Source organism: Snuella lapsa, from assembly GCF_039539345.1.
In the GTDB taxonomy this organism is placed as follows: Bacteria; Bacteroidota; Bacteroidia; order Flavobacteriales; family Flavobacteriaceae; genus Snuella; species Snuella lapsa.
Genome location: NZ_BAABCY010000065.1, coordinates 41,191 through 57,028, shown reverse-complemented (window position 1 = coordinate 57,028; position 15,838 = coordinate 41,191). Strand labels below are relative to the sequence as shown.

General features: G+C 38.4%; 11 protein-coding genes. 10 read left to right on the top strand and 1 reads right to left on the bottom strand.

Translation table 11 applies throughout. From position 1 onward, the window contains the following. Nucleotides 1–69: 69 nt before the first annotated feature. Nucleotides 70–1,362 (top strand): anthranilate synthase component I family protein, encoded by a 1,293-nt coding sequence (locus ABD792_RS12180; RefSeq protein ID WP_345006402.1) that lies wholly within the window; start codon nt 70–72, stop codon nt 1,360–1,362. Here ABD792_RS12180 and ABD792_RS12175 read toward each other — a convergent pair. Further along, a complete protein-coding gene (locus tag ABD792_RS12175; protein WP_345006400.1) occupies nt 1,359–2,048 on the bottom strand; it encodes a hypothetical protein in 690 nt (229 codons plus the stop codon). The genes ABD792_RS12180 and ABD792_RS12175 overlap by 4 nt on opposite strands. 126 nt (nt 2,049–2,174) lie before the next feature. On the opposite strand from ABD792_RS12175, the gene tilS reads away from it, so the two are divergent. The 9 genes from tilS (at nt 2,175) to nirB (ending at nt 15,768) form a co-directional block, all read left to right on the top strand. Then, nucleotides 2,175–3,485 (top strand): tRNA lysidine(34) synthetase TilS, encoded by a 1,311-nt coding sequence (tilS, locus tag ABD792_RS12170; RefSeq protein WP_345006398.1) that lies wholly within the window; start codon nt 2,175–2,177, stop codon nt 3,483–3,485. A 54-nt stretch (nt 3,486–3,539) separates the two neighbouring features. Beyond that, nucleotides 3,540–5,159, top strand: coding sequence for an adenine deaminase (ade, locus tag ABD792_RS12165; protein WP_345006397.1), 1,620 nt, complete (start codon nt 3,540–3,542; stop codon nt 5,157–5,159). Nucleotides 5,160–5,209: 50 nt separating this feature from the next. Next, the gene (locus ABD792_RS12160; protein WP_345006396.1) at nt 5,210–6,178 is read left to right on the top strand and encodes a YheT family hydrolase; all 969 of its coding nucleotides are present in this window, start codon (nt 5,210–5,212) and stop codon (nt 6,176–6,178) included. Between the two features lie 135 nt (nt 6,179–6,313). Then, complete coding sequence (locus tag ABD792_RS12155) at nt 6,314–6,775, top strand: (2Fe-2S)-binding protein (RefSeq protein WP_345006395.1); 462 nt, start codon at nt 6,314–6,316, stop codon at nt 6,773–6,775. A 23-nt stretch (nt 6,776–6,798) separates the two neighbouring features. Beyond that, nucleotides 6,799–9,015: a xanthine dehydrogenase family protein molybdopterin-binding subunit gene (locus tag ABD792_RS12150; protein WP_345006394.1), complete on the top strand. Its 2,217-nt coding sequence runs from the start codon at nt 6,799–6,801 to the stop codon at nt 9,013–9,015. A 13-nt stretch (nt 9,016–9,028) separates the two neighbouring features. Next, the gene (locus ABD792_RS12145) at nt 9,029–10,045 is read left to right on the top strand and encodes an XdhC family protein (protein WP_345006392.1); all 1,017 of its coding nucleotides are present in this window, start codon (nt 9,029–9,031) and stop codon (nt 10,043–10,045) included. A 23-nt stretch (nt 10,046–10,068) separates the two neighbouring features. Beyond that, a complete protein-coding gene (locus ABD792_RS12140) occupies nt 10,069–10,686 on the top strand; it encodes a nucleotidyltransferase family protein (protein WP_345006390.1) in 618 nt (205 codons plus the stop codon). A gap of 10 nt (nt 10,687–10,696) precedes the next feature. Next, nucleotides 10,697–12,988, top strand: a complete 2,292-nt coding sequence (locus ABD792_RS12135; protein WP_345006388.1) for an FdhF/YdeP family oxidoreductase — start codon at nt 10,697–10,699, stop codon at nt 12,986–12,988. 260 nt (nt 12,989–13,248) lie between these two features. Further along, nucleotides 13,249–15,768: a nitrite reductase large subunit NirB gene (gene nirB / locus ABD792_RS12130; protein ID WP_345006387.1), complete on the top strand. Its 2,520-nt coding sequence runs from the start codon at nt 13,249–13,251 to the stop codon at nt 15,766–15,768. Nucleotides 15,769–15,838: the final 70 nt, after the last annotated feature.

Genomic DNA, 15,838 nt, shown 5'->3' with positions numbered 1-15,838 from the left:
TTTAAAGTAATACACAAAAGTCTTAATTTTTTAAGGAATCTAATTAACTTTGCGCCATAATCTTTTTCATTGAGGACGCAGCATTTTTATAAGATTCAGGATGTAACCCGTTTCAAGCAACAATTGTTAATTTGGAGCCAGCAATTTGAAGATGTAGTTTGGTTGGATTCTAATAATTACAAACAAACCTATTCTAATTACGATGCTGTTATGGCCGTGGATGCTTTAACAAGTATTCAAGCAAATTACGAAGGAGCCTTTGATGCGCTTAAAACATATCAGTCCAGTGTAAAGGATTGGATATTTGGTTATTTGACCTATGATTTAAAAAATGACATAGAAAACCTTGAGTCTTCCAACTATGACGGTTTGGCCTTTCCCGATCTGTATTTTTTTCAGCCAAAGAGACTGCTTTTTATTAAGAATGATATGGTAGAATTCAGGTATGTTCATGGTGTCGATAATGAATGGGAAACGGATTTGAAGGACATAGAACAAATGAAGGAAGCACAACTTCAACATATTGGTGATCCTATAAAAATAAAACTCCGTATTCATAAAGATGCGTACTTTGATAAAATTAAATCGATACTAGAACACATCCACCGTGGCGATATATACGAAGCTAATTTTTGTCAAGAATTTTATGCAGAAGATACCTTCATTAATCCATTGGAAACCTACAATAAACTCAATGCCATTTCCAATCCGCCATTTGCAGTCTTTTTTAAGGTTTTCGATAAATATCTGATATCAGCTTCTCCAGAACGTTATTTAAAGAAAATGGATAATGTGGTAATTTCGCAACCTATTAAAGGAACAGCCAAACGCTCTTTAGATCCCAGCGAAGACATGCAATCTAAATTGAACTTGTCTCAGGATACCAAGGAACGTAGTGAAAACATCATGATTGTAGATCTAGTACGAAACGATCTGTCTAAAACAGCTGTTAAGGGCAGTGTTACGGTCGAAGAACTTTGTGAGGTTTATACTTTCGATCAGGTACACCAGATGATATCTACCGTAAAATCGGAGCTATTACCATCTATTCATCCGGTAGAAGTCATAAAAAGTACCTTTCCCATGGGAAGTATGACGGGAGCACCGAAAATATCTGCTATGAAAATTATTGAAACACTCGAAGAAACCAAGCGAGGTTTGTACTCTGGAACAGTAGGGTATTTTACACCAGAAGGTGATTTTGATTTTAATGTAGTAATACGAAGTATTCTTTACAACGAAACGCAGCGCTACGTGTCTTATTCTGTTGGTGGTGCCATTACAGCTAAAAGTGATCCCTTAAAAGAATATGAAGAGTGCTTGATAAAGGCTAAGGCAATGCGTGAGGTTTTGGAAAACTAAACCAAACGATGCATTAAGTTTTTTTTAAGCTCGTCGAAAATGCGCTGGATACGTCTCTCTTCTATAGACTTGACTTTCGATATATCCTCAAAACTTAATTTTCCAAAAGCGTATAAGTCAATAATATTAGACACGTTTAAAGGGAGGCGGCTGTAAAAATCACCAAGCACTGTTTTTGTGTTGGAGGAACTGGGTTCCATTTTAAACGCGTTTAAAACAGAATTGGTGTTGTCGTCGTATAAAAATAAAGGACTTCGATTGTCTTTTTTTGAATAGAAATCATCATTTAAGCTATCTTTCATAATAAAATCAAAACCTTCATCAAAGGTAAAGTCTTCTTTTAAATGGTTGCGTTCCGCTTCCAAAAGCGTATTGGTGCTCATGGTATCTTTATGAAAAGCTTCTTTTTCAAACAAGTTGTCTAAAACACTATTGGCAATTTTAAAGAGTTTTAGCTTAATATCTAAGGCACTATTGTCAATATTATAGCCACTTTCGTAAAGTTGGGCTACACTTTCGTCTACAATGCCATTGGAAGTATACATGTTTTTAGGGATAACACCGGTAGATGAAGCAATATAAAGGCGGTGCTTGACATAAGGATGTAATTGTTGCGTAGCAGTAAGTACTTTTTTATCAAAAACGGATTTAGTTGCTTCGTCGTTCATTTTTTCAATAGAGCTCATAACTATGGTTTTTAATATGATCTTTCTAAAGATACTAAAATTAACCCATTGTAAATTATGATTTATATCATTTTTAATAACGAAAACCGCAAGTGTTTGATGTAGCAAAGTTGTATATTTGGGTTTATGTTAGCACAAGTAAAGCAGCACATAGATACAAAGCTCCCCTTTTTAAGTAATGCGAAGCTTTTGGTGGCTATTTCAGGTGGATTGGATAGTGTGGTACTAACCCACATTTGTTATACTTTGGGACTGGACATAAGGCTTGCACATTGTAATTTTAATTTACGTGGTGATGAGAGTGATGCCGATGAATATTTTGTGTTGCAGCTGGCTGAAGATTTGGGACTCGAAGTGTTTGTTGAGAGTTTTGATACCCAAGCATATGCAAAGAAAACAAAGCAGTCTATACAGGTTGTGGCACGGGAGTTACGTTACAATTGGTTTGATGAACTGGCTTCGCAATTGCGGTTTGATTATATTTTAACAGCCCATCATGCCGATGATAACCTTGAGACCTTTTTAATAAACCTTTCTCGTGGTACTGGTTTAGATGGCTTAACAGGTATTCCGGAAATTAACGGAAGGATTGTACGCCCATTATTAGCTTTTTCCAGAGAATCAATAGTAATGTATGCGAAAGAGCTAGGTTTGCAGTGGCGGGACGATAGTAGCAATGCTTCTACCAAGTATCTGAGAAATAAGTTGCGCCATGACGTTATCCCTATCTTAAAAGATATTAACCCGAAGTTGCTTCAAAATTTTAGTAAAACGCAGGGATATTTGAATGATTCTAAGTCTATTATCGAAGACCGTATAAACGATGTATCAGAAACAGTTGTCAATAATACCAATGCCCAGAGTGTATCTCTCAATATTGAATCCCTTAAAAAACTAAGAAACCCTAAAGCGTATTTATTCGAATTATTAAGGCCCTTTAATTTTACCGAATGGGATGATGTCGCAGCACTCATGGATGCACAATCTGGAAAACAAGTGGTGTCACATACCCACCGTTTAATTAAGGACCGTTCGCATTTACTGTTAAGTGAAATACCATCTAAAACAGTCCCACCGGTACCTGTAACCGCTGCCAATGCAATTATAGATATACCTCTAGGGACTTTACATTTTAAAGAAGTGGCGTCGGTAACAGGACCGTCAAAAAGCATTATTTATGTAGATAAGGCAACGTTGCAATTTCCCCTTGAGATTAGACAATGGCAGGAAGGCGATATGTTTTATCCATTGGGAATGAAAGGGAAAAAGAAGTTGAGCAAGTATTTTAAAGACGAAAAATTATCGTTGTTAGATAAAGAACAAGTATGGTTATTGTGTAGTGGAGATGCTATTGTTTGGATTATAAACAGGAGAGCAGATAATCGGTTTAAAGTTACTAACAATACCAAATCGATATTAGAAATAGCATTACAGTAGTTTTATCCTTAAAAGCTTTTATGCAAGAAATCACTTTTAACATTAAAAATTACATTGAAAATACAAGGTAACATAGTAGATATCCAAGGCAGGCGAATTTTTAAGGGAGAAGTGTGTGTTGAAGATGGGAAAATAGTCTCTTTAAAAGAGAAAGAACATAGTGTAGGCCAATACATTCTTCCTGGGTTCGTTGATGCCCATATTCATATAGAAAGTTCCATGTTGGTTCCCAGCGAATTTGCACGTATTGCAGTAACGCATGGTACTGTGGCAACTGTTAGTGATCCGCATGAAATAGCTAATGTATTGGGCGTGGCTGGTGTTGAATTCATGATAGCCAACGGAAAGAAAGTACCCTTTAAGTTTAATTTTGGAGCACCATCCTGTGTGCCAGCTACAAATTATGAGTCGGCTGGAGCTGCCATTGGTGTTGAAGAAATATGTGGGTTAATGGCCAATCCGGATATTAAATACCTCGCTGAAATGATGAATTACCCCGGGGTATTATTTGACGATGCGGTTGTGCTCGAAAAAATCGCTTGTGCCAAAAAGTATGGGAAACCTGTAGACGGGCATGCGCCAGGAGTACGGGGAACTGCCATTTCTAAATATATTGACGCAGGGATTTCTACGGATCATGAGTGTTTTACCTACGATGAGGCCTTGGAAAAACTTCAAAAAGGAATGAAGATCCTGATTCGAGAGGGCAGTGCAGCCAAAAACTTCAACGCTTTAATCGATCTGCTTCCTGAGTATTTTGAACAAATCATGTTTTGTAGCGACGATAAACACCCAGATGATTTAATGGTCGATCATATTAATAAACTATGCGCGCGCGCTGTAGCAAAAGGAATGGATGTGTTTAAGGTGTTGCAGGTGGCTTGTGTTAATCCCATAAAACATTACAATTTAGATGTGGGGCTATTACGTCCTGGAGATGCAGCCGATTTTATAGTTGTCGAAGATTTAATCAGTTTTAAATCCGTTCAGGCCTATGTTAATGGTAACTTGGTTTACGAGAAAGGTATGTCCTTAATAAAACCTGTGGCTTTTAAAAACTTAAACAACTTTAATTGCAATAAAGTAAAAGTCGCTGATTTTAAAGTAGAAGCCCAAGCCCAAAACATACGTGTTATAGAAGCTTTAGAGGGACAATTGGTTACCAATGAACTTATTGCTGAGGCAAAGATAGAACTTGGTCATGTTGTAACTAATCTCGAAGCCGATATTTTGAAAATAGTAGTGGTAAATAGGTATGAAAATACCAAGCCAGCTGTGGCATTTATTAAGAATTTCGGCTTAAAAGAAGGAGCTATTGCCTCCTCGGTAGCCCACGACTCTCATAACATTATTGCTGTTGGTGTAAACGATGATGCTATTTGTAAAGCTGTTAACTTGTTAATATCATGCAAAGGAGGTATTAGTGCAGTTTCAAATAAAAATGAAGCCGTACTGCCCCTGCCAGTAGCAGGAATTATGAGCGATCAGGATGGTGAAACTACAGCTATGCAGTATGCAGCCTTAGATGGCATGGCCAAACAATTGGGGTCTAAGTTGCAATCACCCTATATGACTTTGTCGTTTATGGGCTTGTTGGTTATTCCAGCATTGAAGTTAAGTGATAAAGGACTTTTTAACGGAAACGACTTTAAATTTACCCCACTTGAAGCGTAGTTTTAAACATTGCCAATGGATCACTGAACATCAAACACTGAAAACTAAAAATGCCAATACTAGAACCTACCTATAAACCACCTTTCCCTTTTAAAAATGGATTTATATCTACTGTTTATTCCGGATTGTTAAGGCAAGTACGGAACATTAAGCAAGAGCGGGAACGCATTAAATTATGTGATGGTGATTTCTTGGATTTGGATTGGAGCTATGCAAACGTTAAAACCGATCAAGTAATTGTATTGTTCCATGGTTTGGAAGGACATGGGCAACGCCCATACGTAACTGGTGTGGCAAAACTGTTTAACGACCGTGGTGTTGATGCAGTTTGTGTAAACTTTAGAGGATGTAGTGGAGAAGACAATTTGATGTATAAAAGTTACCATTCAGGAGCAACAGAGGATATGGAAGAGGTTGTTGCCCATTTGATTCAGGTAAAGCACTACAGTTCCATATATCTAAAAGGCATTAGTCTTGGCGCAAATATGATCTTAAAGTATTTGGGAGAACGTGACGACGTTCCTAACGAGGTAAAAGCAGCCATAGCAGTATCGGTGCCTTGCTATTTGTATGGCTCGGCAAAGGAGTTACTTCGTTTAAAGAATAAGTTGTATCACGACAGGTTTAAGAAGTATTTAATTCACAGATTAAAAAACAAACAGCAACGGTTCAAACATATTTTAAGTGAGCAAGAAATTGCATCTATAAAAACATTAATCGATTTTGATGAAGTGTATACAGCCAAAGCACATGGTTTTAAAAATGCGATTGACTATTACGAAAAGGCTAGTTGTTTGCAGTACTTACACAATATAACCACCCCGACCTTAATCATCAACGCTTTAAACGATTCGTTTTTGTCGGCAGAATGCTTTCCTGTAAAAGAAGCCAAAGAAAACCCTAACCTGTATTTAGAAATGCCAAAATATGGCGGACATGTTGGTTTTATCGATAATAAGAATGTTTATTACAATGAGCGTCGTGCTTTCGAGTTTATTAAAACTGTCTTAAAAAAATAGAAAGCACTATTTGTTATTATATTTTACTCGAAAAGAATTCCTTGGGTTTGTCTTGGAGGCAGTTGGTTTCAAGAAATTCTTTTTACTATCTTTATTGCATTTCTGTTAAAAAAGTTAATCAAACCAAATTATATTATGCCAACATTCAATTTAACAATAAACAATACAAAACATACTGTCGAGGCAGATATGGATACACCTTTGCTATGGGTGCTTCGGGATCATCTAGATTTAGTAGGAACTAAATTTGGCTGTGGTATCGGGCAATGTGGTGCCTGTACAATACATGTTAACGGTACAGCTATGCGTAGTTGCCTTATGCAGGTGTCTCAGGCCGAGGGCATGTCCATAACTACCATAGAAGGGTTGTCAAAAGACGGTACCCATCCCGTTCAAGAGGCTTGGAAAGCAATTGATGTACCACAATGTGGCTATTGCCAATCGGGACAAATTATGACGGCTTCTGCTTTTTTGGAAAATAATCCCAACCCGAGCGAGACAGAAATAAGAAATGCAATGCATGGTAATATTTGTCGTTGTGCATCTTATAACAGTATAGAAAAAGCGGTTAAAGTAGCAGCCGATAAATTAAGTTAAACCTGTATATAGAATTTATTACAATGGCAACTTCAAAACAACAGACATTTAGTAGAAGATCATTTTTAAGAACGTCGGCTTTAGCCAGTGGCGGGATGCTTATCGGGTTTAATTTATTTAATGCTTGCAAACCAGAAGCAAAGATGCCCGTAGATATCAGTCAATTAAATTTCAATGACTTTAATGCATTTATAAGGATTTCAGAAGAGGGGAAAGTATCTATTTTTTCACCAAATCCAGAAATAGGTCAGGGCGTAAAAACATCTATGCCCATGCTTATTGCAGAAGAATTGGATGTACTTTGGGATGATGTGTACGTCGTACAGGCTCCTTTGGACACCGAAAAGTATAAAAACCAAATGGCAGGAGGAAGTCAGTCTATTAGGCAAAACTGGATGCCTTTACGACAAACCGGAGCCACTGCAAAACAAATGTTGATTAATGCAGCGGCTGCCCGATGGGGAGTAGATGCATCAGAGTGTACGGCCAAGTTGGGGGTTATTACAAACGCAAAAGGCGAAACACTAGGCTATGGTGACGTAGTAGTTGAAGCAGCATCCCTTGAGGTGCCCGAAGATGTAAAGTTGAAAGATCCAAAGGATTTTACGATTATAGGTCAGCATACAGCCAATGTTGATATTGATAAGATTGTTACGGGAAAACCTTTGTTTGGTATGGATTATAAAGTTGAAGGAATGGTTTATGCCGCAGTATTGCGCCCACCTGCATTTGGACAGGTTTTAGAATCTTTCGATGCTACCGCAGCAAAAGCATTGCCAGGAGTGATAGATGTAATTACCATTGGAGAAAAAGCGAGAGCCTATATAGAGAGAGGAAAGCTTAGTTGGACAGCTCCCTTGAGTAAAAGTGATAAAGTGGTCGTTATTGCAAAATCTACCTGGGATGCCTTTAAAGGAAAAAAAGCCATAAAGGCTATTTGGAAAAATGAATTGCCATTGGAAAGTACAGAAGATCATGATAAGTTGTTAATGGACTTGTTGGATGGTAATACTTTTAATACCAGACGGTCTGATGGCGATGTAAAAAAAGCATTTGCCGAAGCAGATAAGGTTTTGGAGCGTACATATGAAGCCCCATTTTTACCGCACAACTGTATGGAGCCCATGAACTTTTTTGCAAGCGTAACGCCCGAAAAAATTCATTTGGCAGGTCCCGTACAAACCCCTGAGGAAGCAGCCAAAGTAGTTTCCGACATGTTGGGAAGGGATTTAGACGACATCCATGTAGATATGACGCGTATGGGAGGTGGTTTTGGTAGACGTCTTTATGGGGATTTTGTTTTTGAAGTAGCAGAAATTGCTAATGCGATCCAAAAGCCTGTGAAAATGGTGTCTTCAAGAGAAGACGATATGACCACAGGAGTTTACCGCCCAGCAACAAAATATAGAATAGCGGCTTCGGTAAAGGACGGAAAAGTAACAGGATATTACCTAAAAGAGGCGGCAATAAATAGTAATATGTACGGTTTGGTGCCTAATTTCTTTCCTGCTGGAGCTATAGAGAATTACCAAGTAGATACAGCTAATTATAAAAGTGCAATTACTACAGGAGCCTGGAGGGCACCCTATACCAATTTTTTAGCAAGTGCAGAACAAAGCTTTTTCGATGAATTGGCAGAAACCTTGGGAGTAGATCGTATACAATTGCATATAGACTTGCTACAAAATGTAAAAGGCAATACCGATAAACGCATACAATATAGTCCCGAGCGCTTGGAAGGTGTTATTAAGCTAGTAGTAGATAAATCAAATTGGGGTAAAGCAGAATCAGGAGTTTATCAAGGGTTTTCTGTATACTATTGCCATAATACCCATGTTGCCGAAGTAGCAGATGTGGTAATGGAGAATGGTTTCCCTATAGTGAAAAAAGTTACTTGTGCTATAGATTGTGGCGTAGTTGTAAATCCGCTTGGAGCATTAAATCAGGCTAAAGGAGGTGTGATAGATGGTATTGGACATGCTATGTATTCCAGTTTGTCATTTAAAAATGGAGAGCCACAATCCAATAACTTTAATACCTACCAGTTAATCAGAATGGGGCAAACCCCTATCGTAGATGTGCATTTTGTAGATAGCGATATAGCACCAACTGGTTTGGGAGAACCTACATTACCACCAGTGGGAGCAGCGGTGGCTAATGCCATATATGCCGCAACAGGTAAGCGACTTACCAAACAGCCATATATGAGCCATTTGCAAACAGAAAAGATAGTAGGTTAAACACGTAGGTTGCATGACACACGAATTTAAAGCCATAGTTGAGGAAGCGGTATTGGCTAAAAATAATGGTCTAAAATCTGTTTTGGTTTCCGTAGTAGCATTGGATGGCTCGTCCTATCGCCGACCAGGTGTAAGAATGCTAGTCTTGGAGGATGGTCGTATGATTGGAGCTGTAAGTGGTGGCTGCGTTGAAAAAGAAATTCTATTACAATCTGAAACCGTATTTAAAACAGGTGTTTCCAAAATGATGACCTATGATGGCAGGTATCGCTTGGGTTGCGAAGGCATCTTGTATATCCTTTTGGAACCATTCCGACCAACAGAAATATTTGAAAATGCTTTTAAAAACTGTTTAAAGGCAAGGTTACCTATAGAAATATGGTCGTATTTTGAAAAGGAAGAAGGAACGATTTCAGGAATAGGTTCTGCAGTAAAAATGGAAGAAGCAGTGTTCTCCGTTTCAGGACTTAAGACTAAGTTAGGTGAAACGAGCCATTCCGTTTTCAAACAAAAATTACCACCTTGTTTTAAAATAGTCATTGTAGGGGCAGAACATGATGCGGTGCAGTTGTGTGAGTATGCAGCTTTAACGGGCTGGGAAGTTACCGTGATTGCTGGAGCCACAGAATCTAAATCCATAACAGATTTTCCAGGAGCACATGCATTTTATGCACAAACGCCAGAACAATTAGGGATGCAAGTAATCGATCAACAGACCGCCGTGGTTTTAATGAGTCATAACTTTGCAAACGATCTGCGCTATCTGGTCGCTTTAAAAGAGTGTAATCCGGCCTATATAGGGCTTTTGGGCCCTGCCAGACGTCGAGAAGATATGTTGTCTCAATTTTTAGAATATTGCCCCGCTGCCGATGATGTGTTTTTGGATAGTATACACGGACCAGCTGGTATCAACATTGGGGCAGAAACACCTCAAGAGATTGCTGTTTCCATTATAGCTGAAATATTAGCTATAACCAGACAAAAGGAACCCATATCGCTTAGTCAAAAAATAGGTTGCATCCATAATTGAAAACCGTACATAAATTAATTAAGATGGTTAGTAGATTACCTAATATTGAAGTATTGATCTTAGCTGCGGGTTCTTCTAAACGCATGGGGACACCAAAGCAATTATTACCATGGGGTAGTACTTTTTTGTTAGGGCATATCATTCAGACAGTATTGCCGTGTTACTCTGGACGCGTTACTGTGGTTTTAGGAAGCAATCACATTAGTATAAAAAAGAAAATAGTAACATTTCCTGTAAACGTAGTGTGTAATGACAAGTGGCATCTGGGGTTAGGGAAGTCTATAGCCTGTGGAATAGAGCATATTAACCAATCAAAAAGAGATGTAGATGGCGTGCTGATTGTATTAGCCGATCAACCTTTTGTAACATCAGAGTTTCTAAATACTTTAGTCAAAAACTTTAAACCTGACGAAAAAGTAATTGTAGCTACTTCTTATGGTGAAAATCAGGTAGGAGTACCCGTTATTTTCGATAAAAATTACTTTGCAGACTTATTGGAGCTGAATGATGATAAAGGAGCAAAGCACCTTTTAGGGAAGTATAAGGATGCTGTAAGACTCATGGAGACTACTGAAGACATGGTAGATTTGGACACAAAAGAAGTTTATGAAGCCATGTTTAAAGAAGTATTTAAAACTTAAAATTAGAGTTATGCCAAAAACGCCTTTTGAAAAAGCGAGTACACCAGAAACGTTTACAGATTTAAGTGTTAAAGCACCTCCAAAAAATAGTGCAGGCATGGATGCTTTAAAATCGGCTGTAGGACAAGTTTCTAAATATATGAATCCAGTCAACGCAATTAAGCTTTCCTTTAAGATGAATCAAAAAGGAGGTTTTGATTGTCCTGGTTGCGCTTGGCCAGACCCAGACGATGAACGTTCTGTGCTTGGTGAATACTGCGAAAATGGAATGAAAGCCATGGCTGAAGAAGCACAGAATAAAACCATTAAAGCAGATTTCTTTGCAAAGCACACTGTAGACGATCTAGCAGGCTTATCAGACTTTGAAATAGGTAAATCTGGTAGGTTGGCAGAGCCTATGTACTTACCCAAAGGAGCTTCACATTACCAACCAATTACTTGGGGTGATGCCTTTACAAAAGTAGCCGAGAATTTAAATGCTTTGGAGCATCCAGACGAAGCAGTATTTTATACATCAGGAAGAACAACCAACGAAGCTGCGTTTCTATACCAGTTGTTTGTAAGGGAGTTTGGTACATCCAATTTACCAGACTGTTCCAATATGTGTCATGAAGCCAGCGGCAGTGCTTTATCGGAAACCTTAGGCATTGGTAAAGGATCGGTGACATTGGACGATTTGTATAAGGCAGAGTTGGTGATGGTCGTTGGGCAAAACCCAGGAACCAATCACCCACGTATGTTAACGGCTTTAGAGAAATGTAAAAGGAATGGAGGGAAAATCATAGCTATAAACCCCTTGCCAGAAGCAGGCTTGATAAAATTTACCAATCCGCAAAACCCCATTAAGTTATTAGCAGGCGGCACCAAAATAGCCGATGTATTTGTTCCTATTACCATAAATGGTGACGTGGCATTTGTAAAAGCGTTACTCATTAAATTACTAGAAAAGGAAATGACAGATGGCAATGTGTTCGATAAAGAATTTATTGAAGCATTTACACATGGTTACGAGGCGTTTATAACCGATTTAAAAACGTATGATTTTGATGCCTGTTTAAAAGCTTCTGGTATAAGCTTAGAAGTGTTTAATAAGGTGTTTGATTTGATACTTAGTAACCAAAAGATTATTATTTGTTGGGCAATGGGTCTTACCCAGCACCAAAACGCAGTAGATAACATCAGGGAGTTTGTTAATTTGTTGCTCGTAAAAGGTAGTATTGGAAAAGAAGGTGCTGGTACGTGTCCGGTAAGGGGGCATTCCAATGTGCAGGGAGATCGTACTGTAGGTATCTGGGAAGCTGCCCCACAAGCTTTTTTAGATAAAATAGAAGCAAAGTATGGATTTAAACCAACGCATAAGCACGGCTATTCGGTTATCGATGCCATTAAGGCTATGTACGATAAAAAAGCCAAAGTATTTTTTGGTTTGGGAGGAAATTTTATTTCGGCTGTTCCAGATACAGAATATGCAGCAAAAGCTTTGAGTAATTGTAACTTAACAGTACATGTAAGTACCAAGCTAAACCGTTCACATCTGGTAACTGGAAAAGAGGCTTTAATTTTACCTTGTTTGGGACGATCGGAGAAAGACTATCAAAAAACGGGTATCCAGATACAAAGTGTCGAAAATTCAATGGGTGTGGTGTCATCAACAAAAGGCGTTTTAGAACCCTGTTCAGAAAAACTACTAAGCGAGGTGGCCGTAGTATGTGGTATTGCATATGCAACCTTAAAAGACCGATCCAAAATTAAGTGGTTGCAATATAAAGATGATTATAATCTGGTACGTGACGATATAGAAGACGTAGTATCGGGGTTCAAAGATTATAATAAGCGTATAAAAGAGCCTTCAGGGTTTTATTTGCCAAATGGCGCGCGTGTAAGGCAATTTAATACCCAAACAGGTAAAGCTAATTTTAGCTTAAATAAATTGCCAGAATGGGAATTAAGGCAAGGTGAGTTGATTATGATGACTATACGTAGTCACGACCAGTTTAACACTACAATATATGGTCTTAACGATCGCTATCGTGGTATTTTTAATGAAAGGCGTATTATTTTAATGAATCGAGATGATATGAAAGAAAGACGCCTTGAAGAACACCAAGTAGTGAATTTAAAATCCCATTACAATGGCGTTGTTAGGACAGCAAACAATTTTAAAGTTATTGGATACGATATTCCTAAAAATTGTTGTGCTACTTACTTTCCTGAAACCAATGTTTTGGTGCCTTTGGATGGCTTTGCGCATACGGCTAAAACACCTGCCTCTAAGAGTGTTATTGTAACAGTTGAGGCTTAGATAGCTAATTTTTGCTTTCCCAATTTAAACACCTGTTTATTATTTTATAAGTAATTAAAGCGATTAGGATTTAAGAAATTGTTAATAATTACAGTTTCAAGAACGATTAGTATGATTACGTATATTTTGATACGTAAAAATACTTATTTTTGAATTTTAAATACGTAGTTATGAAATGAGCCATAATAAATCTTGATGCTTAACTGAGATGTTTTTGGCGAATTACATCTGACCGATGAAAAACAATAAAATGTAAACAGATGAAAAAAATAATCGTTGTTGGAAATGGTATGGTTGGTTATAAGTTTTGTGAGAAATTTGTAGCACAATCGAACGCTAAAGGCTATCAAATTACTGTTTTTGGTGAAGAGCCAAGACCTGCGTATGATCGTGTTCATTTGAGTGAATACTTTGAAAACCAAGATGCTAAAGCCTTGGAAATGGCACCGCGATCTTGGTATGAGTCGCATGGTATAGAATTGATTACAAACCAACGTATTACAGATATTCACAGGGCGTCAAAGAAGATTACGTCTTCTGAAGATATCCACTATAAGTACGACTATTTAGTATTAGCTACAGGGTCTGCTCCTTTTGTCCCTAACATAAACGGTATCGAAAAGAAGGGCGTTTTTGTTTACAGAACTATTGAAGACCTAGAATCCATGCTGGCCTATGCAGAAATCTTAAAAAAGGGTACTAATGAAACCGTAAAGGCTGCCGTTCTTGGAGGGGGGCTTTTGGGGTTGGAGGCAGCAAAAGCGGTTTTAGATATGGGGTTTGAACCCCATGTTGTTGAATTTGCCCCTAAATTAATGCCCAGACAGCTGGATACACGTGGAAGTAAAGTATTGCAGGAGAAAATAGAGTCCTTAGGAATTCAGGTGCATTTGTCTAAAGCAACCAATAAGATTTTGGGAGATGATGCCATTACGGGTATGGAGTTTGGCGAATATGATAAGATAGATGTGGAGATGTTGGTCGTGTCGGCTGGTATTCGTCCGCGGGACGAATTAGGAAGAACCTGTAACCTGGAAATGGGCGTTCGAGGTGGTATTGTTGTAAACAATAAAATGCAAACCTCCGACCCCGAGATTTATGCCATCGGAGAGGTTGCATTGTTCAACCAGATGATTTATGGTTTAGTGGCTCCTGGTTATGATATGGCTGAGGTGGCAGTGAATCAGATTTTAGGAAATACAGATGTTTTAATGCAGGATACTATAGATCTGTCTACCAAATTAAAGTTAATAGGTGTTGATGTGGCCAGTTATGGTGAACCGTTTATGCCTGTAGAAAAAGGATATTCCATCGTTTATGAAAATAAGACTAAAAACCTATATAAGCGTATTAATGTTAGTCATGACGGCAAATCGTTGCTGGGTGGTATTTTAATTGGTGATGCCTCCGATTATAATATGCTACATCAAATTTATTTAAATGGCTTGCCAATCCCAGAAGAAGCTGAAGAATTGATTATTGGTGGACGTGGGGAAGGCGGATCTTCATTTGGTAGTGTAATGGATATTCCAGATGTTGCTCAAGTGTGTTCATGTGAAAGTGTAACCAAAGGCGACATCTGCTGTTCCATTACAGAAGGAGGTTGTAATAACCTCGGGGAAGTGATAACTAAAACAAAAGCTACAACTGGCTGTGGCGGATGCAAACCAATGGTAGTAGATTTGGTTAATGAAACCTTAAAGTCACAAGGCAAAGAAGTCAAGGAAACGATTTGTGAACATTTTGCATTTAACAGACAAGAGTTATACGATCTTATTAAGATCAATAAGGTAAAGGATTACGACGAGGCACTTAACTTGTTTGGAGAAGGGCATGGCTGCGAAGTTTGTAAACCGCTTGTGGCCTCTATTTTTGCAAGTATCTATATGGAGACACCTAATCGTCAGGTAGCAATACAGGATACAAACGACCGCTTTTTGGCAAACATTCAACGTAACGGGACCTATTCCGTTGTGCCGAGAGTGCCTGGTGGCGAGATTACCCCTGATAAACTGATTGTTTTGGGCGAGGTTGCAAAAAAGTATGACTTGTATACCAAGATAACAGGTGGGCAACGTATTGACTTGTTTGGAGCACAATTGCATGAATTGCCCCTTATTTGGAAGGATTTAATCGATGCTGGTTTTGAAAGTGGGCATGCTTATGGAAAATCGTTGCGTACTGTTAAAAGTTGTGTAGGCTCTACTTGGTGCCGTTACGGTATGCACGAAAGTGTCACGTTTGCCATAGAAATAGAAAACAGGTATAGGGGGTTGCGCTCACCACATAAACTAAAAGGGGGAGTGTCTGGTTGTATTCGTGAATGTGCAGAGGCTAGAGGTAAAGATTTTGGTTTAATAGCTGTTGAAGGCGGTTGGAATTTATATGTATGTGGAAATGGAGGAGCAACACCTAAACATGCTGTGCTTTTTGCGGAGCAGTTAGATGATGAGACAGCCGTTAAATACTTAGATAGATTCCTCATGTACTATATTAGAACAGCAGGTCCTTTGGTGCGAACAGCGCCTTGGTTGGATAAACTGGATGGTGGGATTGAATATTTAAAGCAAGTTGTTATAGAAGATTCTTTAGGCATTGCAGAAGACTTGGAAGAAGAAATGAAGGGGCTAATCGATAAGTACGAGTGTGAATGGAAACAAGCTATAGAAGACCCTAACATACGCAAGCGTTTTAAGCATTTTGTAAACTCTGACGATACAGATGATAACTTGGTGTTTGTGCCGATGCGGGATCAAAAGATGCCAAAGGCTTGGAGTTAAGTTGTTTAGTTGTGTAATTGTTTAAAATCGTGTAATCGTTTAATCGTGGAATTGTTAAGCTGTTTAATTG